Annotated in this window: 20 protein-coding genes, 2 tRNA genes and 4 pseudogenes; 12 read left to right on the forward strand and 14 right to left on the reverse strand. The window is 43.7% G+C overall.

Annotated features, from left to right (window positions below):
- Positions 1–426: 426 nt before the first annotated feature.
- The 5 genes from VZ94_RS13010 to VZ94_RS30780 are packed head-to-tail and all read right to left on the reverse strand — an operon-like array spanning position 427 to position 7,074.
- Positions 427–2,820 (reverse strand): methyl-accepting chemotaxis protein, encoded by a 2,394-nt coding sequence (locus VZ94_RS13010; RefSeq protein ID WP_045779555.1) that lies wholly within the window; start codon positions 2,818–2,820, stop codon positions 427–429.
- Positions 2,821–2,849: 29 nt separating this feature from the next.
- Positions 2,850–5,027, reverse strand: a complete 2,178-nt coding sequence (locus tag VZ94_RS13015; protein ID WP_045779556.1) for a chemotaxis protein CheA — start codon at positions 5,025–5,027, stop codon at positions 2,850–2,852.
- Positions 5,028–5,040: 13 nt separating this feature from the next.
- A complete protein-coding gene (locus tag VZ94_RS13020; RefSeq protein ID WP_045779557.1) occupies positions 5,041–5,328 on the reverse strand; it encodes an STAS domain-containing protein in 288 nt (95 codons plus the stop codon).
- A 17-nt stretch (positions 5,329–5,345) separates the two neighbouring features.
- The gene (locus VZ94_RS13025) at positions 5,346–5,714 is read right to left on the reverse strand and encodes a response regulator (RefSeq protein ID WP_045779558.1); all 369 of its coding nucleotides are present in this window, start codon (positions 5,712–5,714) and stop codon (positions 5,346–5,348) included.
- Complete coding sequence (locus tag VZ94_RS30780; RefSeq protein ID WP_082081637.1) at positions 5,707–7,074, reverse strand: methyl-accepting chemotaxis protein; 1,368 nt, start codon at positions 7,072–7,074, stop codon at positions 5,707–5,709. Before VZ94_RS30780 ends, VZ94_RS13025 begins: the two co-directional genes overlap by 8 nt.
- Positions 7,075–7,284: 210 nt before the next feature.
- Between VZ94_RS30780 and VZ94_RS13035 the strand changes: the two genes are divergently transcribed.
- From VZ94_RS13035 to VZ94_RS13060, 6 genes and pseudogenes are all read left to right on the forward strand, one after another.
- On the forward strand, positions 7,285–8,046 hold the full coding sequence (locus VZ94_RS13035) for a LamG domain-containing protein (protein WP_131655556.1): 762 nt from the start codon (positions 7,285–7,287) through the stop codon (positions 8,044–8,046).
- 518 nt (positions 8,047–8,564) lie between these two features.
- A pseudogene (locus VZ94_RS13040) lies at positions 8,565–10,300 on the forward strand (acetolactate synthase 3 large subunit).
- Positions 10,300–10,791: an acetolactate synthase small subunit gene (gene ilvN / locus VZ94_RS13045; protein WP_045779560.1), complete on the forward strand. Its 492-nt coding sequence runs from the start codon at positions 10,300–10,302 to the stop codon at positions 10,789–10,791. Before VZ94_RS13040 ends, ilvN begins: the two are co-directional and overlap by 1 nt.
- A gap of 42 nt (positions 10,792–10,833) precedes the next feature.
- A pseudogene (ilvC, locus tag VZ94_RS13050) lies at positions 10,834–11,849 on the forward strand (ketol-acid reductoisomerase).
- A 180-nt stretch (positions 11,850–12,029) separates the two neighbouring features.
- Entirely contained in the window at positions 12,030–13,691 is a 1,662-nt protein-coding gene (locus VZ94_RS13055; RefSeq protein WP_239649914.1) for a glycoside hydrolase family 17 protein, read from the forward strand.
- Positions 13,692–13,877: 186 nt separating this feature from the next.
- Complete coding sequence (locus VZ94_RS13060) at positions 13,878–14,795, forward strand: SPM autocatalytic domain-containing protein (RefSeq protein WP_052700521.1); 918 nt, start codon at positions 13,878–13,880, stop codon at positions 14,793–14,795.
- Positions 14,796–14,900: 105 nt separating this feature from the next.
- Here the strand turns inward: VZ94_RS13060 and VZ94_RS13065 are convergent.
- From VZ94_RS13065 to VZ94_RS13075, 3 genes are all read right to left on the reverse strand, one after another.
- A tRNA-Phe gene (locus VZ94_RS13065) sits at positions 14,901–14,976 on the reverse strand.
- Positions 14,977–14,996: 20 nt separating this feature from the next.
- A tRNA-Phe gene (locus tag VZ94_RS13070) sits at positions 14,997–15,072 on the reverse strand.
- A 104-nt stretch (positions 15,073–15,176) separates the two neighbouring features.
- Positions 15,177–15,764, reverse strand: coding sequence for a DUF4126 domain-containing protein (locus VZ94_RS13075; protein ID WP_045779562.1), 588 nt, complete (start codon positions 15,762–15,764; stop codon positions 15,177–15,179).
- A gap of 105 nt (positions 15,765–15,869) precedes the next feature.
- Between VZ94_RS13075 and VZ94_RS13080 the strand changes: the two genes are divergently transcribed.
- Positions 15,870–18,056: a hypothetical protein gene (locus VZ94_RS13080; protein WP_045779563.1), complete on the forward strand. Its 2,187-nt coding sequence runs from the start codon at positions 15,870–15,872 to the stop codon at positions 18,054–18,056.
- 69 nt (positions 18,057–18,125) lie between these two features.
- Here the strand turns inward: VZ94_RS13080 and VZ94_RS13085 are convergent, their stop codons facing one another.
- From VZ94_RS13085 to VZ94_RS13095, 3 genes and pseudogenes are all read right to left on the reverse strand, one after another.
- Positions 18,126–18,308 carry a hypothetical protein gene (locus VZ94_RS13085; protein WP_045779564.1) on the reverse strand — a complete coding sequence of 61 codons (183 nt, stop codon included), beginning with the start codon at positions 18,306–18,308 and terminating at the stop codon, positions 18,126–18,128.
- A gap of 225 nt (positions 18,309–18,533) precedes the next feature.
- Positions 18,534–20,190, reverse strand: a pseudogene (gene groL / locus VZ94_RS13090) (chaperonin GroEL).
- A gap of 54 nt (positions 20,191–20,244) precedes the next feature.
- Positions 20,245–20,533, reverse strand: a pseudogene (locus VZ94_RS13095) (co-chaperone GroES).
- A 135-nt stretch (positions 20,534–20,668) separates the two neighbouring features.
- Here VZ94_RS13095 and VZ94_RS13100 point away from each other — a divergent pair.
- The gene (locus VZ94_RS13100; protein WP_045779565.1) at positions 20,669–21,418 is read left to right on the forward strand and encodes a HesA/MoeB/ThiF family protein; all 750 of its coding nucleotides are present in this window, start codon (positions 20,669–20,671) and stop codon (positions 21,416–21,418) included.
- A gap of 24 nt (positions 21,419–21,442) precedes the next feature.
- Here the strand turns inward: VZ94_RS13100 and VZ94_RS13105 are convergent, their stop codons facing one another.
- Positions 21,443–21,646, reverse strand: coding sequence for a hypothetical protein (locus VZ94_RS13105; protein WP_045779566.1), 204 nt, complete (start codon positions 21,644–21,646; stop codon positions 21,443–21,445).
- Between the two features lie 266 nt (positions 21,647–21,912).
- On the opposite strand from VZ94_RS13105, the gene modB reads away from it, so the two are divergent.
- The 3 genes from modB to VZ94_RS13120 all read left to right on the forward strand — a co-directional run bounded on the left by modB (position 21,913) and on the right by VZ94_RS13120 (position 24,589).
- Entirely contained in the window at positions 21,913–22,587 is a 675-nt protein-coding gene (gene modB / locus VZ94_RS13110) for a molybdate ABC transporter permease subunit (protein WP_045779571.1), read from the forward strand.
- Positions 22,587–23,666 (forward strand): molybdenum ABC transporter ATP-binding protein, encoded by a 1,080-nt coding sequence (gene modC, locus VZ94_RS13115; protein ID WP_045779567.1) that lies wholly within the window; start codon positions 22,587–22,589, stop codon positions 23,664–23,666. The genes modB and modC overlap by 1 nt, the downstream gene beginning before the upstream one ends.
- Positions 23,667–23,833: 167 nt before the next feature.
- On the forward strand, positions 23,834–24,589 hold the full coding sequence (locus tag VZ94_RS13120; protein WP_052700522.1) for a dioxygenase family protein: 756 nt from the start codon (positions 23,834–23,836) through the stop codon (positions 24,587–24,589).
- Here VZ94_RS13120 and acpA read toward each other — a convergent pair.
- Entirely contained in the window at positions 24,586–25,812 is a 1,227-nt protein-coding gene (acpA, locus tag VZ94_RS13125; protein WP_239649915.1) for an acid phosphatase, read from the reverse strand. The two genes, VZ94_RS13120 and acpA, sit on opposite strands and share 4 nt — an antisense overlap.
- Positions 25,800–26,102: an alkaline phosphatase family protein gene (locus VZ94_RS29080; protein ID WP_239649916.1), complete on the reverse strand. Its 303-nt coding sequence runs from the start codon at positions 26,100–26,102 to the stop codon at positions 25,800–25,802. Before VZ94_RS29080 ends, acpA begins: the two co-directional genes overlap by 13 nt.
- 24 nt (positions 26,103–26,126) lie before the next feature.
- On the opposite strand from VZ94_RS29080, the gene VZ94_RS13130 reads away from it, so the two are divergent.
- Complete coding sequence (locus VZ94_RS13130) at positions 26,127–26,489, forward strand: hypothetical protein (RefSeq protein ID WP_045779568.1); 363 nt, start codon at positions 26,127–26,129, stop codon at positions 26,487–26,489.
- Positions 26,490–26,516: the final 27 nt, after the last annotated feature.

The raw sequence follows: 26,516 nt of genomic DNA on the forward strand, positions 1-26,516 counted from the left end.
GGCGTACCAACTTAAGTAGGGACAGGACATTCAGAGCGCATAACGCCAGGGATGGCGTGTAGTAGGGCAACGCAGGAGCAGTTGCCGAGGACGCCGTAAATACATCCCTGTAGGCTTGGTGGCAGCATCCCTGCTGCCAACACCTGCTCTCTAAACGTCCTGTCCCTACTTAGGATTGCCCCGTCTAAAGTGCATGGCCCACACGCGTTTTAAACTATAGTACAAAGCAAGCTTTGTACTCCAAGATAGCTTAGGCTATGGGCAGTCAGGTTTGCACTCCACCTCCACAGCAACAGCGTTTGAAGCTTTTTTCGGCGTCAGCTTCAAAAAGCTCCTGAAAACCTAAAGTGAGCTATCAACTAAAAACGCTCAAATTGACTGAGTTCAACTGGACTCGTCGCGGTTCTGTTGCCCCGATAAGATGGGTTAGATTTTTTTAGTTTCCATTTTTATTACGGTTTTCAGCGCTCGTGTTGAGGGTATGTCTGAGTCTAAGCCAATTTTGAAAAATTGCATCAGATTTTGTAATTGTTGTACTTGCGCACTCATTTCCTCGGCGGTCGCGGCTAATTGTTCACTCGCCGATGCATTTTGTTGGGTAATTTGATTCATTTGATTCATCGCTGAATTGATTTGCCCAACGCCTGCGGACTGTTCTTGGGACGCTGCTGCGATTTCTTGTACTAAATCTGAGGTTTTAGTAATGCTAGGTACGATAGAGTCGAGTAAATGCCCTGCGTCTTCTGCAGTTTTTACGCTAGTACCGGCCAGTTCACTGATTTCTTGTGCGGCGACTTGGCTACGTTCAGCTAGTTTGCGTACTTCAGCGGCGACTACTGCAAACCCTTTACCATGATCACCGGCGCGTGCGGCTTCTATCGCGGCGTTTAAGGCCAACATGTTGGTTTGGTAGGCTATATCGTCGATGATGCCGATTTTATCGGCAATATCTTTCATCGCAGTAACGGTTTGCTTAACCGCTGCACCACCCGTATTGGCTTCAGTCGCTGCTTTACCCGCCATAGCATCGGTAACTTTGGCATTCTCGGCGTTTTGGTTAATGCTGGCAGACATTTGTTCGATACTAGCACTGGTTTCCTCGACGCCAGCCGCTTGTTCGCTGGCAGCTTGTGACAGTGATTCTGAGGTTGCGCTGATTTGTTCTGACGCATTACCGATTTGACCAGTGGCATTAATAACTTCAGCAATAGTTTGTGACAGTTTAGAAATCGTGTTGTTAACTGTCTCTTTAAATTCCGCTAACTGGCCTTGGTAATGGCCTTTGACGGTTTGGGTTAAATCGCCTTGCTCGACGGCACTTAGCACATTAGCAACTTCAGTGAGTGGTAAAACAATGCCGTCTAACAGTTGGTTAATGCCTTGAATTAAGCGACGGTAGTCGCCTTGATGCTGGCTGGCATCGGCACGCTCATTGAGTTGGCCGGCGTTAGCGGCTTCGATTAAGCGGTCAGTATCTGTCATCACGGCTTTTAGATTACCGCGCACTAACTCAATGGCTTCATTAATAAACGCTTTTTTGCCGGGTAGTTGTTCCATCGTGGCGCTGAAATCGCCTTGGCCGAATTGTTTAAATACGGCCATGGCTTTTTTCTTGACGGCAATATGGGCACCGACCATGTCGTTAACGCCTTGCGCCATGTTTAAACCACCTTGGAATTGACTGGTGTCTACGAAGACGTCGATATCGCCTAATTCATGTTGACGGCTCATGTTGTCCATTTCAGCGATGACTTGTTTTAAATTGCTACGCACGAGTTCTATGGTTTCGTTGATAAAGGCTTTTTTACCGGGTAGTTGTTCCATAGTTGCATCGAAATCACCTTGACCGAATTGTTTAAATACCGTTATCGCTTTTTTCTTGACGGCAATATGGGCGCCGACCATGTCGTTAACGCCTTGCGCCATGGTTTTAAAATCGCCTTGAAATAGCCCGGTATCGACGACGACATCGATATCGCCTTTTTCGTGTTCGCTAGCCATGTGGTTCATCTCAGCGAGTAATTGTTTAATGGTGTTGCTCATGTGTTGCATGGCGGCCATGATACTGCTGGTATCGCCAGTTTTTAAGCTTATCTGACTGCTTAAGTCGCCAACGGCAATTTTGTTGGCAATGCCAGCGACAGTATCAGGCTCACCACCTAATTGCTGGATTAATTTTTTGGCAATCAAATAGCTGGTGATGCTGACGATGATAATGATGATGCTGGCAATGATGAGCGATAATAAAACCGCGCTTTGTTTAGCATCTGCGCCTTGATTAAAGCCATTGTTAGCGAGTTCAACGTTATAATCCATTTCATCTTTAAACGCTTGTTGTAAGTCGGCTAATGCAGGCATAACCTCTTGACGAATCACCATTTCGGCGTCTTTGGTTTGATTTTGCTGCGATAAAGTAAAGACTTTTAAGCGTGGAATATCATAAGCAATGACTTTATTTTTTATCGCCTCAAATAATTGCTGTTCTTTGCTATCGGCAATACAGCTAATGTTTTGACAAGCATTGGTCTCATAGTTTTTGATTTGTTTGTCTAAATTATTGCGAGCTTGCTGGATTTTTTCCGCTGTATCGCGCATAGCGGTTTCATCGGTGATAATGACATGAAATAAGCTACGCTCGCGTAAATCAGCGAGTTCTCGTTGTATATCAACCAGTTTTTGATAGCTGGGCACGGTGTTAATCGCGGCATAGCTTGATTTGTCAAATACTTGATTGATTTGGAAGTAAGTTAATAGCGTCATCGTGATTAAACCGATAACAGATGCGGCTGCGATGAGTAATAAGCGTTGAGCGACGGTCATAGTGACCTCCTAGTAGAGAAAGTAAGGATTTAGTTAATGTGGGCGAGCGCTGAGGTCAGGCTGGCTTGCATGAGTTTTTCTTGTTGGGCTAGCAGTGTGGCGACATCGATGATGAGAGCGACTTCGCCACTGCCTAAAATCGTCGAGCCGTTGACGCCTTGTACATGGCTGAATAATTCGCCTAAGGGTTTGATAACGGTTTGTAATTCACCTAATAGCCTATCGACTACTAAGCCTGCTTTTAAGCCTAAATGCTCGACGACGATGACGTTTTGACGTTTGCTGATGGGGCCTGTGTTGTTGAATACTTCGCGTAAACGAATAAACGGCAGCACTTCACCGCGTAATTCCATGTAATCGTGTTGTTCATTGGTCGGTAACTCCAGGCATTCAATGACGCGGTCTAGTGGGATAATGTAGGAAATATCGCCGACTTTAGTTAAAAAACCATTGATTATCGCCAGCGTCAGCGGTAAGTGAATTTCTATGGTTGTTCCTAAACCGATTTCACTATTGATTTTAATTGCGCCACGTAAGTCGTGAATATTGCGCTTGACGACATCCATGCCGACGCCTCTTCCTGATAAATTTGAGATTTGTGTTGCGGTGGAAAAGCCGGGCTCAAAGATAAGTGCATAAATTTCTTGTTCGGTTAACTCGGTGCCAGGGGGGATTAAGCCCCGATTAATCGCGGTACTTAGGATTTTATCTTTGTCTAAACCGTTACCGTCGTCGCTGACTTCAATGACGATACTACCCGAACTGTGGTACGCATTAAGTTTGACGGTGCCTTGCTCTGGTTTACCGCGCGCTAACCGCACAGCAGCAGTTTCTATGCCGTGATCCATCGCGTTTCTGACCATGTGGGTCAATGGGTCGCTGATTTTCTCGACCACGGATTTATCGACTTCGGTTTCAGCGCCGTTAATGACTAATTTAATGTCTTTATTGAGTTCTTTACTAATGTCATAAACCACGCGTTGGAATCGGCTAAATACCGTGCCTATCGCCACCATGCGCAGTTGTAACGCGCTGCTTCTAACCGCCTCGACCAAGCTATTAACATGGGCATGGGCTTCGTGTAACGCAACGCTACGCACTTGTTTGGCGCTGAGCGTGGCGACTGACGTGGAAATGACCAGTTCGCCGATTAAATCGATAAGTTTGTCTAAGCGCTCGGCATCGATGCGTATGCTACGGTTTTCTCTAGCTTTTTGCTCTTTCAGGTCTTTTTGTTTTGTTAATGCGGCGTTGACAATAGGTTGTTGTACGACGCGTTGTTCGACCAGGATTTCACCTATGGGTTTATTCGCTGTCGTATCGGTGCTTTGTGTATTAAGCCCTTGGTCTAATTCGTGTTGGGTTATTACGCCGCATTTAATCAGTAGTTCGCCTAGCTTAGCGTCTTCTGGGCTTAGCGAGTTAATCAGCTCGACATAGTAAGGGATGCGATGCTCTAGCGGGATGATGTGTATGACACTGCCTTCGCGGACAAACTCAAAAGCAGCGGCAATGGTTTCTTTATCAGCGTTGCTGCTTAAGATAATTTCAAAGCTTAGATAATTGGTTTCAGGATCCATGTGTTCGGCATCGGGCATGTTATGCGCGAAGGTCGATAATTCAACAATATCCCCTAACGTGGTTAAGTAACGGATAAAGGCGAGTGGGTCCATGCCATCCCGTAAACAATGCTCGTTGAATTGTAAAAATAATAACCAATTGCCCGATGCACTTTGTGGCGTGTTAATGGTTTCTACCTTGTGTTGCGTATTCGCTGAAGTCTTTGGCAGCTCTAAGGTATTTTGATAACTTTTGAGTTGGTTTAATAAGTATTCGCCCAGCGCAAGTTGCTCAGGTGAAGTGGTTTCACGTCCGTGACTAGCGGCATCGACTAAGACGCGTAAATGGTCGCCGCTTTTTAGCAATAGCCCTATTAAATCAGGGTTAATATCTAACTCGTGTTTACGCACTCGGTCTAACACGTTTTCCATAATATGGGTGAAGCGCACAATAGCGTCTAAGCCGAATAAACCTGCCGTGCCTTTAATTGTGTGGGCGCACCGAAAAATGGCCTGAATGTCGTCATCGCTAGAATCTTGGCCGCTTAGTATCATTAGTCGGTCTTCTAGCTCTTGTAAGAGTTCTACGCTTTCCTGAATAAAAGTGACTAGCGCAGCTTTCATGTCATCGTCTAATTCAAAACTCATCGCTTGTGGCTCCTTAACTGTGGGCTAGTACGATTGGGTCACCAAATTGGCTGGTTAACCGCGCTAATTCAAGCACTTCAATGACCGCCTTGCTGTGCATCATAAAGCTAATAGATTTGCCTGTTAGAGTGGCTTCTCGTTTTAATAAAATAAGGAGTTGTAAGCCAGCTGTATCACATTCGGTGACGGCGCTGAGGTTTAATTCTGGCGCGGTGCTCGAATGCAGAAAATTTAATAACTCTGGTTTGAGCTGCGCGGCGGTAAAAATCGTTAATTCACCTTCTAGGCTGTAAGTATCCATAAGCGTTACCTGTGTGGCTAAGGCATGATAAGTTTGGTCACTGCGGCTACCATTTGCGCAGGTCTAAAAGGTTTGGTCAGCCAGGCTTTGGCATTGGTTGATGAATAATGCGGTGGCAGATTTTGGTTTGATTCAGTGGTTAACATGATGACAGGGGTAAATTGGTATAAAGGGCGTTTTTTGGCTTCCTGCATAAAGGTAATGCCGTCCATTTGCGGCATGTTGACGGCGGAAATGATTAAATGAATTTTTTGACCATTGAGTTGCTTCAGCCCATCTTGACCATCGATAGCTTCTATGACGTGATAACCGGCATCTTGCAGCGCACTTTGGGTGCTTTGCCGGATGCTGGCTGAGTCGTCGATGATTAAGATGGTTTTAGACATGGCTTAAAAAAAAAGTGATTTCATCATCTTGATTTGCCAATGCTTGCGCAGCTTGATGGGCATGGCGTTCAGCTTTCATCGCATAGCTTTTTTCTAATTCGACTAGCAAGGTGTCAATGGCTAGTGGTTTTAGGTTTAGCACACCGTCTTGATGGCTATGTTCGAGATAGTTAGGGAATTGGTTAATACTATCTCTTACATGTGATAACACTTGATTGAGCCGGTCTTGAAACTGAAAATGCATTAACGCTTCGCCGATTTCTGTCTGGATTTGACGTGCGTTGACGCCCATCGCATCGGTGTTGAGTTTCAGTCCGGTAAATACTTGTTCTAATGCATCCATAACTTCTTGCAGACTTGTATTCGCTTTCATAACAGCCCCTGCGTCTTGCTCGGCGTTTAACTCAACTGCTGCTAGTGCTTCAATAATGGCTTCATTGATTTGATCAACTTTGCTTGTGATGTCTTTGCCTGTTGCGGCTGAGTTTTTGGATAATTTTCTGACTTCATCGGCAACGACGGCAAAACCCCGACCCGCATCGCCAGCTCTTGCTGCTTCTATAGCGGCATTAAGCGCTAATAAGTTGGTTTGATGAGCAATCGCTACCACTTGTTGTGACATGTCTTTCATTTCTTCAACAAAGTCTAATAAACCGTGAATTTGCGCGAGCATGTGCTGTTTGTTGGTTAACGCTAAATCCAAATTCATAATCACGGTACTTAAGCGTTCGCGACTAGAAACTAAAATCGTGTCGTTGCCATTGCTTAAATTTGTGCGGGATTTGCTGAGTAATTCGTCTAATTGTTTAACAATGGCATCGAATTGACCAGTGAGTTCTACGATGGCGGTATCCATTTGGGCACGAGAGGATTCGACTTGCGCAGCCCAAATAGGTGTGAGCCTGCGGCTGAAGGTTTCAATGCTAGCGATGTAATTCGCTATCATCGGTTCTAGCTTGTCAATGCTTTGTTGTTGTTGCTGTAGGTAGTCAACGGTTTTTAACACATTGTTAATACGTTGGTTTAACAAGTTTAAGGTATCCGTTTGTTGTTTAGCGGCTTGCACGTGTTTTGTTAACTCAACATTAAATTCTGGATTGAGTTGTGGGGCTATGTTGGCGTCTTGTTCGGCGTTTGGCACGTCTGAGGTCAATTTGTTGGTATTCAACGGTTGTGGTTTAACGTGACGTATAGCCAACCACCAGCCTAAAGCGCCAGATGCGACTGCGGTTATGATGAGTATAAAAAGATAGGTAATCATAAAATACACTAAGCCGTTCCTAGTCTTATTTGACTGTGCTGTTTTGGGTGTGATGTTTACTGTTATTGGCTCACGTTGCATGATTGTTGGTTTATGCATCGTACGCCCCTACCGCACAATAAAACGTTTAAACACGTAGACCCTAAGCTTTGTCGTGAATTGAAATGTTGGGTTAATTGTAGGGGTGTCGGTCTGTATTGACTATCAGACAAGGCTGAATTTAACACAGATTCGGCTGACAGTGATGCCTTACATGGGTGTAGGGAAAACCTTACATAACTTAAGTTAATTCTTTTTTTAGGAGATGTTATGCAAATAAGTAAGTATCTGATTGGGTTTATGTTTTCGTTAATGGCCGCGCAAGTTGCTTATGCGGTCGATTATGAAGAAGATTTCGAAGATGGGTTAGCACAGGATTGGGAAGCCCAAACGTCTGGGCAGTGGCAAATAAAAGGGCGCTCGACGACTAATCGGTTTTATCAAGCGAGTGATGCGGAAAATGATACGGTTATGGTTTCTACCTATGCCGGTGCTGAGTATAAAGATTTAGACTTTCGCGTCTCGGCTAGAAATAACGATGTCTATGCTGCTTATGTACTTGTGCGTGCTACGCCAGATTTTTATCATCTTGCCGGTATTGAGAAGGGCAGTGGTTATGCGTTTGGCTTTAGTGCAGAATGTAATGGTGTTTTGCCATCAGGCTATAACGTCATTAAATTAACCAATGGCGTGTACGAGAATATTCAGCCTTGGACGCCTTCTGATGCGCTTCGGTGCGATACTAAAGGCAATCGTATTCGCGTTGTTGCTAAAGGTTCGGTGTTAAAGTTTTATGTTAACAACAAATTAGTTTACAAATTTACTGATGCGGCGCCATTGCCAGCCGGTCGAATCGGCTTAGTCGGTTACACAGGCCAGCCATTCCCTACCGTTCACCGCTTTGACAATGTTTATGTTACTGATTTAAGTGCGCTTACGCCCGCTGCTACGGATAACGATGAAGTGAGTGCTCATCAACAAGCTTTGAATGAGAAGCTATTAAATATAGGTCAAACCGAAACCTTAAAATAGGCTACACACTTAGGGTGGGACAGGGGGGTAGAGCGACAGAAAACTGCTCCCGGCGTTTTTCTGCATTCACCACATTCTTGTGGTTTCAGATGTCGGCAACAGGGATTCATCGTTCCCACGCTCTGCGTGGGAATGCGCTGCAACCGCTCTGGCGGTGTGAAACGAGACGCAGAGCGTCCTGGCTACGCTCCCACGCTAGAGCGTGGGAGCGATGAAATGACCTCACCCGTCTTAAGTTGATAACCTTAAAATAATAAGGCTGTTTTTACGCTAACAAATAAACTCGCTTTATCACCTACAAAAACAATCGATTATTACAATTTTGCCTAGAACCTAGTAGAATGTCCGGTTACAGCGGTTAATGTTAACACTGTCAAAAAGACGCTCAGAGGTTGCATTCCTGTCAGGTTGTTGATGAACAGGCGTTTAAAGCGAGTTTTATAGCACGGTCGAATCTACGATTCTATGTCTCTGAGTTGTCAAAATAATTATAGTTTTGAATCACAATCGAGGTGAACGTGGAGTTAAGCGGCGCAGAGATTCTCGTCCAAAGCCTTAAAGACGAGGGCGTAGAATATATTTTTGGCTATCCCGGCGGTGCGGTGTTGCATCTGTATGATGCACTTTTTAAGCAAGACGCGGTTAAGCATATTTTAGTGAGACACGAGCAAGGCGCGACTCATGCCGCCGACGGTTATGCGCGCGCGACCGGTAAGCCTGGTGTCGTCTTAGTCACTTCAGGACCTGGCGCAACCAATGCGATTACCGGTATCGCGACGGCTTATATGGATTCCATCCCTATGGTGGTTATTTCCGGGCAAGTACCATCGTCTGTCATTGGTAGCGATGCGTTTCAAGAAGTCGATATGGTGGGTATTAGTCGGCCCTGCGTAAAGCATAATTTCTTGGTTAAAGATGTTAATAAAATTGCTGAAACGGTTAAAAAAGCGTTTTATGTCGCGACAACCGGCAGGCCTGGTCCCGTCGTGGTTGATATTCCTAAAGACATTACCGACCCAAGAATTAAAGTCCCTTATAAATATCCTAAAAAGGTTTCAATACGTTCATATAACCCCGCCGTTTCCGGTCATAAAGGTCAGATTAAACGCGCTGTTGAATTGTTGTTAACAGCGAAAAAACCGGTTATTTATTCCGGTGGCGGTGTGGTATTAGGTGAGGCATCTGAAGAGTTAGTCGAGTTTAGCCGGTTATTAGGCTTTCCGGTGACTAATACGTTGATGGGTTTAGGTGCCTATCCTGCTAATGATAAGCAGTTTATTGGCATGTTAGGGATGCACGGCACCTATGAAGCTAATATGACGATGCACGAAAGCGATTTAATAATTGCGATTGGCGCGCGCTTTGACGATAGGGTAACGGGCAAATTGGATTTATTTTGTCCTCACGCCAAGATTATTCACATTGATATTGACCCTGCGTCGATTTCTAAAACGGTTAAAGTCGATATTCCTATCGTCGGTGAGGTTAAACCGGTTTTACAGCAAATGATAGAACTGTTGAAAGACTCCAAACATAAGCCGGATATGTCGGCTTTGTCTGCATGGTGGGCGCAAATTGAGGAATGGCGCGGCTTGCAATGTTTAGAATATGATCGTAACAGTCCACTCATTAAACCGCAATTTGTCATAGAGCAACTTTATGAGGTTACGCGTGGCGAGGCTTATGTGACGTCTGACGTTGGTCAGCATCAAATGTGGGCAGCACAATTTTATCGCTTTGACAAGCCTAGACGTTGGATTAATTCAGGTGGATTAGGCACAATGGCTTTGGCTTACCTGCTGCGATTGGTGTTAAGCTCGCATTTCCTGACGCTGATGTCGCGTGTGTCACCGGTGAAGCCAGTATTCAAATGTGCATACAAGAGTTATCGACGGCGTTACAGTATAAAACGCCGATTAAAATTATTAACTTAAATAACCGCTATATGGGCATGGTACGGCAATGGCAAGAGTTTTCTTATGAAAGTCGCTATTCGCATTCTTATATGGATACAATACCCGAATTTGTTTTGTTAGCTGAAGCGTATGGTCATGTCGGTATACGGGTAGAAAAGCCTGAAGAACTTAGACCAGCTTTAGAGAAAGCCTTTGCATTAAAAGATCGCACCGTGTTTTTAGATATTATTACTGATAGAACGGAAAATGTTTATCCGATGATTGAAGCGGGTAAAGGTCATCACGACATGAAGCTAAGAGTAGCGCCAGGCACGTCTACCGACAGGGAGTTAGCGTGATGAGACATATTATTTCTATCTTAATTGAGAATGAATCCGGTGCGTTATCCAGAGTAGCCGGATTGTTTTCGGCACGCGGTTATAATATCGAGTCGTTAGCAGTTGCAGTGACTGAAGACCCGAGTTTATCGAGAATGACATTAGTCACCAGCGGCAGCGACGATGTGATTGAGCAAATCACTAAGCAATTGAACAAGCTTATCGATGTGGTTAAACTCATTGACTTAGCTGAGTCGGAGCATATCGAGCGCGAGCTCATGATGGTAAAAATTAAAACTAATGACCATAATCGCAGCGAAGTCAGAAGCTTAGCGGATATTTTTCGCGGTAAAATTTTAGATGTGACCCCGACAACCTATGTGGTGGAGGTAACAGGTCCTTCAGACAAATTAGATGCCTTTGTTGCCGCCGTAGAGCCTGAAGCAATTATAGAAGTTGTTCGTTCAGGACCTACCGGTATTTCACGTGGTGAGAAAGGCTTACATTTATAATTATCACTTACCTTAACTTTATTACAGTAATACAGGAAAAACATGCAAGTTTATTATGACAAAGACGCCGATTTATCCATTATTCAAGCTAAAAAAGTCGCGATTATCGGTTATGGTTCGCAAGGACATGCGCATGCTTTAAATTTACGCGATTCAGGCGTAGAGGTTGTGGTCGGTTTAAGAGCAGGCTCGCCATCAGTTGCTAAAGCACAAGGCGCTGGTTTAGCTGTGCAAGAAGTCGCAGATGCGGTTGCCTCGGCTGACATCGTCATGATACTGACACCGGACGAATTTCAAGCTCAGTTATATAAGTCTGAAATTTTGCCTAATATTAAGCAAGGCGCTGCATTAGCATTTGCGCATGGCTTTTCAATTTTATTTAACCAAGTCGTACCACGCCCTGATTTAGATGTGATTATGATTGCACCTAAAGCACCGGGTCATACCGTGCGCTCTGAGTTCGTTAGAGGCGGTGGCGTTCCTGATTTAATCGCGGTACAACAAGATGCCTCAGGCATGGCGAAAGCAATTTGTTTATCGTATGCCTCAGCGATTGGTGGCGGTCGTTCAGGTATTATTGAAACTACATTCCGTGATGAAGCGGAAACCGATTTATTCGGCGAGCAAGCGGTGTTATGCGGTGGTGCGGTCGAGTTAATTAAAGCCGGTTTTGAGACCTTAGTGGAAGCCGGATATGCGCCAGAAATGGCGTATTTTGAGTGTTTGCATGAGTTAAAACTCATCGTTGATTTAATGTATGAAGGCGGTATTGCAACATGAATTACTCGATTTCTAATAACGCTGAGTATGGCGAATATGTGACCGGCCCTAAAGTTATTAACGAACAAAGCCGTCAAGCCATGCGCGAAGCGTTAGCGAATATCCGTAACGGTGAATATGCAAAACGCTTTATTGCTGAAGGGATGACTAGCTATCCTGAAATGACGGCAAGACGTCGGTTAATGGCTGAACATCCTATCGAAGTTGTCGGTGCGCGCTTGCGTAGCATGATGCCTTGGATTAAAGCGAACCAAATCGTTGATAAATCTAAAAACTAAAATCGATTAGCCAGGGTGCGCAACGCGCACCCTGGTGCTATTCTTTTGCTGTTTGGCGGCTCTTTTTAGTGTTAGGTTATTGTTTAAAATAATAAAACGTGATCACTTTAATTTTAATTTGACTGTGCTGAAATGAAGTATTACTCAAGTGTTTTGTTTATAAGCTTTAGCGTTTTGTTATTGTCCTGGTTATTTAATTTGCCACAATCAGTAGGCATTGATGTACCACAAGGCAAGCTAAACAGCTTATCGTATGCGCCATTCCGCGAAGGCCAAAGTCCTATGGATGGTAAGTTTCCTAGCAAGCAAGAAATAGAGCAGGATTTGCATTTATTAAGCAAGCAAACCCACTCGATTAGAACTTACGCCAGTGCAGAAGGCACGATGCCAGAAATTCCTGCGTTAGCGAGAAAATATGGCTTAACCATGATACAAGGTGCATGGTTAGGTGGCATTAAAAAGGGTAATGAGTTAGAAATTAACGAATTAATTCGTTCGGCTAATGCTAATCCCGATGTTGTTAAACGCGTCATTGTCGGCAATGAAGTTTTATTGCGCGGCGATTTAAAGCCCGAAGCGTTAATTGAGTATATTCGCGCCGTGAAGCGTGAAGTGAAGCAGCCGGTTTCGTATGCTGATGTATGGTCTATGTATATGAAATACCCTGAGCTGATTAAAGAAGTTGATTATATTACGATTCATATTTTGCCTTACTGGGAAGATGAGCCAATTGCAGTTGAGGTTGCGCCTAAACATATCGAGAAGATTTATCAACATGTCCAAAAAGAAGCTGAAAGCATTGCGCCTAATAAGCCTATTTTAATCGGTGAATCAGGATGGCCTAGTGCAGGTAAGCAGCGGGGCTGGGCTGTTCCTAGTGTTATTAATGAAGCGAAATTTATTCGTGGTTTAATACAAGTCGCTAATGCTAACCAGTTTGACTACAACATTGTCGAAGCGATTAATCAACCGTGGAAAAGCGAGTTAGAGGGTGTGGTTGGTGCGAATTGGGGCTTATTATCGGTCGATAGAGAGCAAGTCTTTCCTTTAACGGGCCTGGTTTATGAAGACCCTGATTGGTTAATCAATATCGCACCGGCACTGGTGATTTTTTTATTGCTTGCGGTGGCTATGCGTCAGGCGTTATACCCGCTGCCAGATTGGCAAGCCGTACTCTGGCTGGTCTTAGTGCAGGTGTTATTAGTGGCTTGGGTTAAGCAGTCGCAGTTTTTATGGGTTACGAGCTATAGCGATTGGCAGCGCGGCTTTGCTGTATTGGTTTCGTTAATTTCGCTAGCTATGGCGGCCGTTGCTCTATATCGAAGTTATCAAGTGTTAACCGGTGCTGCTGTTAATGCTGAGCTAGCTAAATATTTCCAGTCTATGTATTTATTAGCGATTGGTTTTGCTATTTATAAAACCTTGTGTTTGGCGATTAATGGCCGCTATATTAGCTATCCTACCGTAACCTATTTATTGCTAGTGGGTGGAATGCTGTCTTTAATGCTGTGTACGTGGGTGGCGGCGAAGGTTGAGCATAAACAGCGCTGGCGATTGTTAAATTTAACCGCGTTAACAGGTTTTGCTTCAACTAAACCGGAACAGCAGAAGCTATTAGGCTATTGCTTGTTAGCAACGGTGCTGGCGCTGATTGTCGGCGAAACGTGGGCATTTTTTATTAGCAGGGATTTGGTTGCCGATTATCCTAACACTATTAACCGTTTAGGCTTGGCGTTGATATTTACGCTGACTAATAGCCAATTGTTGCTTTGGGTAGCTTCAATTGCTGTGCTGTCAACACCGCTAGTGTTGTTGGAAGCCAAGCAAGGTAAGCTGAAATAACGGGTAAAGAAAACCTCTTGCTGGCCGATAAAGCACTTATTGTAAAGCAGGAGGTTGTAATGAAAATCACAAATTATTCCTTAACGGCTCAAGCAAACCATTTCAAACGCGAGCAGCACAGCGTACAAGAAAAATTTGCGCGTGACGATACAGCCACCTGCTACCCCTAGGTCGACAGCTTCAGGGGTGCAAATTACGTTAAGCGAGGCCGCACAGCATAGATTGCCTGAATCGTCGGTTTCAGAAACAACGTTAAATGCTGAGGTCGATGATCCAAAAATCCAATTGCTGCTCACGTTGTTAGAAAAAATGACTGGGCAAAAATTGAAGCTATTCAATGTCGGTGACTTGCAACAGTCTTCCTTTGCTCAGGTTTCTACTTCTCATGCTATATCAACGTCTAATCACTCGGAGTCGCCTCAATCTGAACGTGTTGGTTATAGCATTGATTACACTAAAGAAGTCAGTTATCACGAAGTCGAACAAACGGTTTTTCAAAGTAATGGCGTGATTAAAACCGCTGATGGTAAAGAAATAGCGTTTGATTTAACTTTGTCTATGCAGCGTGAATATTATCAATCTAATGTCACGCATTTGCATTGGGGTGACCCTATTGTCACCGATCCGTTAATTATCAATTTTAACGGCACAGCTGCGCAATTAAGTGATCAGACGTTCGCCTTTGATTTGAATTCCGATGGTCTAACTGAACGGGTTAATGCACCTGTCAGTGGTTCTGGCTTTCTAGTGTTTGATAAAAATGTTGATGGTACTATTAATAATGGTAGCGAGCTATTTGGTCCAAATACTGGCAACGGTTTTAGCGAATTAGCGCAGTTAGACGAAAACCATGATGCGTGGTTGGATGAAAACGATGCTAAGTTTCAACAGTTAAAAGTGTGGACTGATACTACAGATGGTAATGGTAAATTAAGCAGCTTATCGGCATTAGGGATAGGAGCGATTTATTTAAAAGCGACCTCAACACCTTTTGCGATTAAAGATAGTTCTAATCAAACCTTAGGTCTTGTTAGAGCGAGTAGTGTATGGGTAAGCGAAGAGGGTTCGGTTAATACGATACAGCAGATTGATTTATCAGTTTAACCCATCTTTGATAGTGGATACTCGTGAAGCGCTGTAGCTTTAGGCATAAAAAAACCAGCTTGGCTGGTTGCCAGCTTTCGGCTGGTTGATGGGTAGAAAATTCAATGGTGCCCAGGGACAGAATCGAACTGTCGACACAAGGATTTTCAGTCCTTTGCTCTACCGACTGAGCTACCTGGGCTTTTTCTAATTAGATATGAATGGTGCCCAGGGACAGAATCGAACTGTCGACACAAGGATTTTCAGTCCTTTGCTCTACCGACTGAGCTACCTGGGCGAACCTGCAAAAAGACGGCTATTAGACCCGATATTAGTGAAATAGTCAAGAGATGAGTGTTTAAAATTAAGATGGACTCGTTGGTTGATGTTGAAACAAACGGCTTATGGCGGCAAAAAAAGTTTTTTTATGGCAGTCCAAATATGTGGTAACCACCAAGCCATCAGTATAATAATTAAACCTAAAGCGATTAAAAATACTAAAGGGTGTTGAACACATGCCCAAATTGCCATGATAACGGCAATATCTTCGCTAATCGATGCAAGCCAATTACTAACCGGTTCTGGTGAGGTGTTGATTAAAATACGCGTGCCAGCTTTTGTTATATGTGTGCTTGCAGCCAGTCCTCCACCTACAATAGCAGCAGCCAGCTCAACGGCTGGATTTAAATCACCAATTGCGCCAGCTGCTAACATGGCACCTGCGGGTATGCGGATAAACGTATGTAAACTATCCCAAGCGGTATCGACACCTGGCGTTTTATCCGCGAAAAATTCAATAAAATACATAAATCCAGCTGCCAGAATGACTAGAGGGTTAGCTAAAACTTGTAAGTCTTGCGGTAGCGTTAAGTTACCGCTTTGTGCGAGTAATCCAAGTGCAAGTAGCGTTGCGTATAAATTAATTCCGCTAGTCCATGCAATACCCATAGTAAGCGCTAATGTGGCAGTGATTTGATTTAATGTGTCCATAACTCATTCCTATAGCAAATTCAATTTAGCCTAGCATGAAAGGCTTGTTATGACTAAAATCTAGTGTATTCATTATTCTAAAATAATTTTCGGAGATTCAGGTCTATGGTTTTTTCAGAGCAGTTAAAAACGGCGAAACATCAATGGCTATTTAATCGCCTTGGTGGTTTTGATCAAGTGCAGCTCCATCATACGGATGATTTATTAGCATTACCTGAATTAGATCAAAAACTATGGGCCGTACTAAGTTGTCCGGCGCAAGGTTTGCAGATTGCCCAGGAAACCTTGAATTATTTAGATGTGGATCAGGATGGCAGAATTCGGGTGCCTGAAGTGATAGCGGCAGTGCAATGGGCTACAAAAGTATTAAATGACCCTAATGAATTATTATCAGGGACGTCAGAGTTGTATTTAAGCTCGATTGCAGAGACTGATGCTGAAGGCGCTAAATTGTTAGCATCGGCGCAAGAAATTTTAAAGAATTTAAATAAGCCTGATGCGTTATTTATTACGATAGAAGACTTAGCCGATATGGCTAAAATTTTTGCGAATACCCAGTTTAATGGTGATGGTGTTATTCCTGTTAAAGCGGCTGACAGCGACGATGTTAAGCAGTTAATCGAGGAGATTATCAGTTGTTGTGGCTCTGAGCTGGATCGTTGTGGTGAGCCTGGCGTCACGCAAGAGAAAATAGACCAGTTTTTTCTTGAAGCGCAAGCTTATGCGGATTGGTGGGCGTTAGGCGAAGAAAATGCGGCGCGGATTGCGCCTTTTAATCAGAGTACCGAAACAGCAGCTAGTAGTTATGCCCAAGTTAAAGCGAAAGTTGACGATTATTTTACCCGTTGCCAATTAGCCGACTATGATAATAAAGCGGGGGAGGTGCTTAATCCCTCGGTATTAACCTATGAACAACTGGGTTTAAAAAATTTAGCTGAGCAACGCGATGAGTTAATGACATTGCCTTTGGCAACGATTGCAGCAAACCGCGATTTGCCGTTGAAATCAGGCCTAAATCCGGCTTGGTTGGACGCAATAACACAGTTTCAACAAGAATTAGTTCTGCCATTATACGGAGATATTGCCTTTTTAACGCAGGCACAATGGCATGAAATTAACGAAAAATTTACCGATTACCTGGTTTGGCAACAAGAAAAACAAGGGTGTGTCGTAGAGATATTAGGCATTAATCGAATTAAGTATGTACTTAATCAAGGTCAACATGCTGTCTTGCTAGATTTAATAGCGCAAGATTTAGCATTAGCACCTGAAGCAGAGGCAATAGAGTCAGTAAAAAAACTGGTATTTTTCTGCCGGGACTTAAATTGTTTATTGAATAATTTTGTTAATTTAAATAATTTTTACGCGATTGATTCGCACAGTATTTTTCAAATTGGTACGTTGTATGTGGATGGTAAAAGCTGTCATTTGTGCATACGTGTTAATGATATTGCTAAACATTCAGCGATGGCGGCATTAAGTGGTATTTATTTGATTTATTGTGAATGTACAAGGCCAGGTAGCGCTGAAAAAATGAATATTGTTGCGGCGGTAACTAATGGTGACGCTGACAATTTAATGTTAGGTCGTAACGGCGTGTTCTATGATAAAAATGGCTTAGATTGGGATGCGACGATTGTTAAAATTATCGATAACCCTATTAGTATTAAACAAGCATTTTGGTTGCCATATAAGCGGGTATCACGCATGATTGGCGAGCAAGTCGAAAAATTTGCTGCGGCTAAAGATAAGGAGCAGCAAGCAAAAGCGGCTGAAAATGTGGCGGGTGCCAGTATTAAGCCCGATGCGACGGTAGCAGCTCCGGCTCAGCCTTTTGATGTTGCGCGCTTTGCTGGTATTTTTGCTGCGATTGGTTTGGCAATTGGAGCAATAGGAACCGCGATTGCTTCGTTGGTCAGTGGTTTTTTAGCGTTGTCGTGGTGGCAAATGCCACTAGCGATTATTGGTTTAATGCTCGTTATTTCAGGGCCTTCAATGTTGCTGGCTTGGTTAAAATTACGTCAGCGTAATTTAGCGCCGTTACTAGATGCGAGTGGTTGGGCGGTGAACGCAAAAGCGTTAATTAATCTTTCGTTTGGTGGCTATTTAACCAATATTGCTAAATTGCCCAGTAATTCAGTACGGCAGTTATTAGACCCATTTGCTGAAAAGGCACAGCCTTGGCGTTTATACGGTTTGATTGTAATTTTAGTGATTGCACTATTGTTTTTACTCATGCAGCAAGGAGTAATACCTAATCTATTAACGCACTGGTTCAGTATCAAGAGCTAGCAAGCAGTAGTCTGGATACTTATTCACCTTAGCTATTGGCTTTTTAGCTAAGGTAAATATTAAATACTGTCATCCGCGAAAATCCCAAAAGCCATACCAATCTATCGGGGGTGGCGTACTTGTTTTTACAGGTACTTTGTTTGCTAATTCATCCAAAATGTATTCGGCACCGTAAAAATTTTCCTGATTAAACGCCGAGTTCATTATTTCAATAATATTACTATCGTTTACGTCTTGTATCTGATTCGCCATGATAAGCCTCATAGATAGGGGTAAGGAAAACGCGTGCGAAAAACCTGCACGTTTTGTTTAACATGGGCGTAGTATGAAGCGCTTAATCTGAATATTAGCTGAAAGTTTTGTTATTGCTGATAGGAATGCTCGGATATTTGAAATACTTAACATGAAAAAGCCCGCCGCTGCTAAGGCAACGGCGGGCTTTTGAGCCAGTTAGCGAACTAACAGGGCAGGGTTGGCTTACATCATGCCGCCCATGCCACCCATTCCGCCCATGCCACCCATGTCACCCATGCCGTGGCCTGCTTTTTCTTCGCTTGGCGCATCGGCTACCATGACTTCAGTGGTTAACATTAAGCCAGCAACAGACGCAGCATTTTGTAATGCAGTGCGAGTTACTTTAGCAGGGTCTAAGATACCCATTTCAATCATATCACCGTATTGACCAGTGGCTGCGTTGTAACCGAAGCTACCTGTGCCTTTTTGTACTTCGTTGAACACAACAGAAGGCTCATCACCTGCGTTGGCTACGATTTGACGTAAAGGCTCTTCCATCGCACGGCGTAAGATGTTGATACCTACGGTTTGGTCGTGGTTAATGCCTTCTAAACCTTTAATCGCTGATAAAGCACGGACCAAACGCAACGCCACCGCCAGCAACAACGCCTTCTTCTACGGCTGCACGAGTCGAGTGTAATGCATCTTCAACACGAGCTTTTTTTCTCTTTCATTTCGATTTCAGTCGCTGCGCCGACTTTGATAACAGCAACACCGCCAGCTAATTTAGCCAAACGTTCTTGCAATTTTTCTTTATCATAATCAGAGGTTGCTTCATCGATTTGGGCACGGATTTGCGCAACACGGCCTTTGATGTGATCTTCTGAACCAGCGCCATCAATAATGGTGGTGTTTTCTTTGGTGATTTGAATGCGTTTAGCTGTACCTAATTGTGATAAATCAGCTTTTTCTAATGATAAGCCGACTTCTTCAGAAATGACTGTACCACCGGTTAATACAGCAATATCTTCTAACATGGCTTTACGGCGGTCACCGAAACCTGGTGCTTTAACTGCTGCAACTTTTACGATGCCGCGAATAGTGTTAACCACTAAAGTTGCTAACGCTTCGCCTTCAACATCTTCAGCCACGATTAATAATGGGCGACCAGATTTAGCCACGCCTTCTAATACCGGTAACATTTCGCGAATGTTAGAGATTTTTTTGTCGTAGATTAAGATCATTGGATCATCTAATTCTACGCTCATGCTTTCTTGTTTATTGATGAAGTAAGGTGATAAATAGCCACGGTCGAATTGCATACCTTCAACCACGTCTAATTGGTTGTCTAAACCAGAGCCTTCTTCAACGGTAATAACGCCTTCTTTACCGACTTTTTTTCCATCGCTTCAGCAATGATTTGACCGACTGAATCGTCTGAGTTTGCAGAGATGGTGCCTACTTGCGCAATGGCTTTGTTATCTGCACAAGGTGTGGCTGAGGCAACGATAGCATCAACGGCTTTAGTGACAGCTAAGTCAATACCGCGTTTTAAGTCCATTGGATTCATACCCGCAGCGACGGCTTTTAAGCCTTCGTTTACGATAGCTTGAGCTAATACGGTCGCAGTGGTTGTGCCGTCACCTGCAACGTCAGAAGTTTTGGAAGAAACTTCTTTGACCATTTGTGCGCCCATATTTTCGAATTTATCTTTTAATTCGATTTCTTTAGCCACTGATACACCGTCTTTAGTGATGGTTGGTGCGCCAAAGCTTTTATCTAAAATTGCATTACGACCTTTAGGGCCTAAAGTTACTTTTACTGCGTTGGCTAAAATGTTTACGCCGCGAGCCATGCGTGAACGCGCGTCATCGCCAAATAATACGTCTTTTGCTGCCATTGTTTATTCCTTATGTTTAATATCTGAATGTGAGCGGTGGAGATCGGGGTAGGCTTAGCCTAATACGCCCATAATGTCTTCTTCGCGCATAACGATGATTTCTTCGCCATCGATTTTGACTTCGTTACCTGCGTATTTGCCGAATAACACTTTATCGCCAACATTGACTTGCATTGCGCGAACACTGCCGTTGTCCAGTGGTTTGCCAGTGCCTACTGCTAAAACAATGCCTTGGCTTGGCTTTTCTGCGGCAGAACCAGGTAGAACGATGCCGCCTGGGGTAGTGGTTTCCTCTTCAACACGTTTTGACAATTACTCTGTCATGTAACGGACGAATTTTCATTGATTTCTCCTAAGTTTAAACAAGGTTGAAAAATTATTAGCACTCGCTAGTAATGAGTGCTAATGATAATGAGGTTTTGCAGTCTGTCAAGTTCTTTGGCATCATCAAGTACCCATCGCTATCACATACGAGCTTATGAACGACGATCAATTATTACGATACAGCCGCCAAATTATGTTGCCGCAGTGCGATGTGCTTGGGCAGCAAAAGCTGCTAGCTGCACAGGTGCTAATCGTAGGGGCAGGTGGATTAGGCTCACCTGCATCCATGTATTTAGCCGCCGCTGGGGTGGGCACGATTGCAATATACGATGACGATGTGGTTGATTTATCCAACTTACAGCGACAGATTGCGCATCACACCCCTGATATAGGGATAGATAAAGCGATTTCAAGCCGTGCTACGCTAAATAAGTTAAATCCTGATATTAATGTGGTCGCTGTTAAACAGCGTTTAGAGGGTGAGGCGCTCACGCAAGCGGTAATGAACGCTGACGTGGTGTTAGATTGTAGCGATAATTTTTCAACTCGGTTTGCCGTGAATCGAGCTTGTGTATTGACGCAAACACCTTTAGTGTCAGGGGCGGCGATTCGCTTTGAAGGACAAGTGTCGGTGTTTACACCTGGGCGAAACAACAGTCCTTGTTACAACTGTCTATACCAACAACAAGGCGATGAGTTGCAAACCTGTTCGACCAATGGCGTAATTGCGCCGATTACCGGTGTTATTGGTAGTATCCAAGCCCTAGAAGCGCTGAAATTATTACTAAACAGTGGTGAAGTATTAACAGGACGACTGCTATTAATTGATGGCCTGGTAATGGATATTACTACGATGCGTTTTAAGAAAAATCCTGCTTGTCCAACGTGTGGATGCTTGCCCTAACGTAAGAGCAAGCATCGTAAAGTCTTATTTTTTGCCTAAACGGCTTTGAACAAACTTAATAACCGATTCGGCAAAATCGTTGATGGCAGACGGGTGATCGCCGTGTTGTACTTCGCCTAAAGGCTGGTCGCTGTTTTGGTTAAATCGGTAAATAAAAAAGCCAAGTGGTGCAAATGCGGCTGCAGCAATAACCAACATGACAATAAACAATACGATAACACTGCTCATAACTCCTCCTCAGATGACGATGTCTTATTATTTTAGGTGAAATTGGATAATACACTGTTTCTTAATAAAAAACATCTAATTGCTAGGGTTTTGTTTTGTGTCGCTAATATGACAAATGATGTGTAAAGTTATTTGTATTAATAAATTATAAATCAATTGCTTATGTTTTTTGTTGAAACTAAATGTCGGCATGTAATTTGCTGGTAATTGAGTTTCATTATATAGTTATATATATCAAGATATATTTAATTCGTTGGGATGTTATCGTGAGTTTGACTGATGAAGATTGGCAAGCGCTGTCATTAACGTTGTATTTAGCCAGTATAGTGACGTTGTTGTTATTCGTGATTGCAACCCCTATCGCTTGGTGGTTGGCAAGAACAAAACTACGTTGGAAAAGTGTTATAGCGGCGGTCGTGGCATTACCGATTGTATTACCGCCGTCAGTATTAGGATTTTATTTGCTGCTTGCGATGGGGCCGAATGGTGTTATCGGTTATTTAACCCAACGCTTGCATTGGGGAACGTTGCCTTTTACTTTTGAAGGGTTAGTGATTGTGTCAGCGTTTTATTCGCTACCGTTTATGGTGCAGCCCTTGCAGGCGGCGTTTGAGTCCATAGGCGATAAACCGTTGGAGGCCGCCGCAACGCTACGAGCCTCGTCTTTTGACGCTTTTTTTACCGTCATTGTGCCGTTAGCTTTACCTGGCTTTGTTTCTGCGGGTATTTTGACGTTTGCCCATACTGTCGGTGAATTTGGTGTGGTGTTAATGGTGGGAGGTAATATCCCTGGAGAGACGCGCGTGGTATCGGTGCAAATTTTCGATTATGTTGAAGCATTAGAGTATCAGCAAGCACATAAACTTGCTGGTTTTATGCTGTTGTTTTCATTTTTACTATTGCTAGTACTGAATAGTGTCCGACTTAAAAAGCAATTTTAATGGCAGAAAATAAAATCATTGTTGCCCGTTTCCGGTTGGCGCGGTGCGAGTTTATGTTAGATGTTGATTTAACCCTGCCAGGACGCGGCGTTACGGCGTTATTTGGCCATTCAGGTTCGGGTAAAACGACATTATTACGTTGCTTAGCCGGTTTAGAAAAAGACCCGTCAGGTTTTTTAAGTGTTAACGGTGATTGTTGGCAAGATGCACAACATTGTTTGCCTACGCATAAAAGGCCTTTGGGCTATGTTTTTCAAGAGGCGAATTTATTCCCACATTTAACGGTGCTGGGTAATCTACGCTATGGTATTCAGCGCATTCCATCCGCTAAAGTCACTGATTTAACATCGGTTATCGATTTACTAGGTATTGGTCATTTGCTCAATCGTAAACCTGAGCGTTTATCAGGAGGAGAGCGCCAACGCGTTGGTATCGCAAGAGCTTTAGCGTTAAACCCTAAATTGTTGTTAATGGATGAGCCGTTATCTGCGTTGGATGTACAACGTAAAAATGAGATTTTGCCTTACCTTGAACGCTTACATGATGAGTTAGAAATACCGGTCATTTATGTTACCCATTCACCCGATGAAGTGGCGCGTTTAGCGGATTATTTAGTGGTTTTAGAGCAGGGGACGGTATTAGCTGAAGGTGGGTTATTTAATGTCTTAACGCGCTTAGATTTGCCTATTAGTTTAGGCGAGGATGTTGGCGTTGTGTTATCGGCTACGATTGGGGCTATTGATGATGCCTGGCAGTTAGCGCGATTGGATTTTGCCGGTGGTTCGTTATGGACGCGGCATCATGGTTTTGGTGTAGGCAGAACGTTGAGGGTTAGGGTTTTGGCTAGAGATGTCAGTTTAGCGGTAGAGCATCCTAGTCTTAGTAGTATTCAAAATATTTTATTCGGTGTTGTCGATGCGATTGGTGATGACCATCATGAAGGTTTAGCGCTGGTCAGGGTTTGTGTCGGGGAATCGGTTTTTATTGCGCGCTTAACTAAGCGTGCGGCTTCTGAGCTTAATATTCAATTAGGACAATCGCTTTGGTTGCAGGTTAAATCGGTTGCTCTCTTAGAGTAATTTGGTATTTATTCACACTATTGAATAATTTTTTCAATACTTTACTCATTTTTACAATTTCTTAACCCATCTTAACCTAGATTCTTGTTATCTTGTTACCGCACTAAAACATAACGTTAACTTTCGATAAGCCTATAGCTTGTGGAAGCCTTACCCTGGAGCGATTGATGACAAATTTAGCGATCGAAAAAAAATTAACACGTAGGCATTTATTTAAGTTTGGTGGGCGGTTAGCTGGTATGACAGCTTTTGCCTTTAGTGGCTTAGGCTTAGGTCATGCAGCAACTAAGACTTATGCATTAACGCCAACGACCACAGAAGGCCCCTATTTTGTTGATGAAAAATTAAAACGTTCGGATATTCGGGAAGCTGAAGATGGGCAGTTAGTGGTGTTGACCATTAGAGTGATGACTTTAGATAGTGAAGGTCAGCCCGTAGCGTTACCGAATGCACAAGTCGATATTTGGCATTGTAATGCCGATGGTGATTATTCAGATGTTAAGAACAATATCGCCAATACCTGTGGTGAAACCTTTTTACGTGGGTATCAAATCTCTAATAAACGTGGAGTGGTTCGGTTTAAGACGATTTTTCCGGGTTGGTATACCGGGCGCACGGTTCATATCCATTGTAACGTGCGCACCTTTGATAACAGCGGTGCTGTTGACTCGGAGCATCAAACACAAATTTTCTTTACCGAAGCGTTAATAGAGAAAGTCTACGAAGCGGAGCCTTATTTGACGAGAGCTGCTAGACGCGATCAGTTTAACGATACGGATGGTATTTTAAATGGCGTCAGCGACCCTAGTGTATTAATTGCAAAAGCATCTTACGATGAAGATAGGGTCACTGCGTCTATTCGGCTGTTTGTTAATCCTGATGATGCCGGTCATACGGCTAAAACCTCTACCACGTGCGGTTAATGAGTCGTCAAGTCTAAAGCGTTGGTTAAATCCCCGGCGTTCGCTCGAATGCCGGGTAACAGCGTCAAGGCAAATCGCTTACTAATTAATTTTAAAATTGATGTCGTGTCATACAGCGTATGATCGACAACGCCCCGTTTAGCAAATGGCGATATAATCAAGGCCGGAATGCGCGAGCCGGGGCCAAAACGGTCGCCTGTTGGCGGTGGCACATGATCCCAAAAGCCGCCATTTTCATCATAAGCTACGATGACCACGGTGTTTGACCAAACTGGACTCGTTTTAATTTTCTGTAAAATATCCGCGATATGAGCATCGCCGGATAACACATCGCTATAACCCGGATGCTGATTGACATCGCCTGTGGGTTTGTAAAATGCTACTTGCGGCAGTTGACCGCTTTGTAAGCCTTGTAAGAACTCTTCACCATCGCGTAAATGCTGTTCACGTTCGACAGTACCGGGAGCATAACGTGCGTAATAATTAAACGGTTGGTGATGGGGCTGGAAGTTTAACGTGCCGGGCTCATCGGTATATATCACCTGTCGAGTTTTGTCAGGTGTTTGCATACCATCTGCTAAAGCGCGTTGGTAACCGCCTGCATACCACGCCCAAGAAATACCTTTGTCCGACAATAAATCGCCTATTGTGGTTTGCGTTTGTGGTGGCAAAGGTGGGTGTTTAACTGTGTTGTCAGCAAGGCGCGCATCGCCATTAACTGTGGGCGCAATACCTGACGGTTGATACGCTGGCTGTACTGTATTCACCGTATAACCATCGGGACTAAGCGCGCCATCATAAAATTTAGGCGCACCTTGCAGTGCTGATTCGGGCGAATCGGGTTTGCGTTTTAAAAATCCATTAGCATCAATTTGCGCACGCATGTGAAACGGTGCGGTCGCGAAGACAGGCGTGCACGCGCAAATCAACCACTGATGATTTAAGTATGAGCCACCGAAGGCGCCCATAAAGAAGTTATCGGCCAGTACATAGTCTTTTGCCCATTGCCAAAGTGGCAATTTAGAGCCGTCGTAATAGCCCATTGTTAAGCCGCCTGCATCGGAAACAGCGGCAAAGCGGTTATTACGCCCGCCATTAATTTGTTCTTTATGTTGATAAAACCGGTGCACTAAATCACGCGAGCGTTTAGATAATGGCATATTAATGGGTGGTGTATCGATTCTAAACGGCTGGTTGGGTAACTTAGCGTCTATCGTTTGCATAACACCCTCTTTATCAGCCAAATTGGAGGTAATGAAGGCAGTGGCTGGCCGTTATGGTCGATTTGTAGTTTCTGTTCGTTGGTTGCGTTGGCGATACCGTTAGCACCAGGAAATAAGCCGTATAGATGATCGAAGCTGCGATTTTCCGCGTAAATAACGATAATGTGTTCAATGTCGGCTAGTGTGGTGGGCTTAGGCGTGTGAGTCGCGCAAGCGGAGATTATCAGGCTTATGCTAAGTAAACCGAATTGTTTTGTTTTAGCTGCTAAAATGGTATTAAAGTTTGTCATCGTTAACTCAATGTAGGTGCGCTTATGAATGAAAACCAGTTGCCTAACGCGATGCGTAGCATTATTCCGAGCTTATTCTTGTTTGCTTTGTTGCTGTTAAGTTACGCCGTATTACGCGATTTTTTTCTGATTATCGCATGGGCGTTTATTATTGCGTATATCACTTGGCAACCTTTTTTAGTGGTAAAAAAACGCTTAAATGACCGGGCTAACTTAAGTGCGGGATTGATGACAGGATTGTTGACAACGCTGATGACGCTGCTGTTTTGGATAGTGTGGTCTATGCTTCAGCGTGAGCTAGTTACCGCTTATCAGCTTTTGCAGCAACAGTTTGAACAAGGTCATTTAACCTTTCCTAATGATTTAAAAAAAAAATTCCGGTCTTAGGTGCAACGCTATATAAACCTTTGGACA

The sequence above is a fragment of the Methylocucumis oryzae genome (genome assembly GCF_000963695.1).
GTDB classification, from domain to species: Bacteria; Pseudomonadota; Gammaproteobacteria; order Methylococcales; family Methylomonadaceae; genus Methylovulum; species Methylovulum oryzae.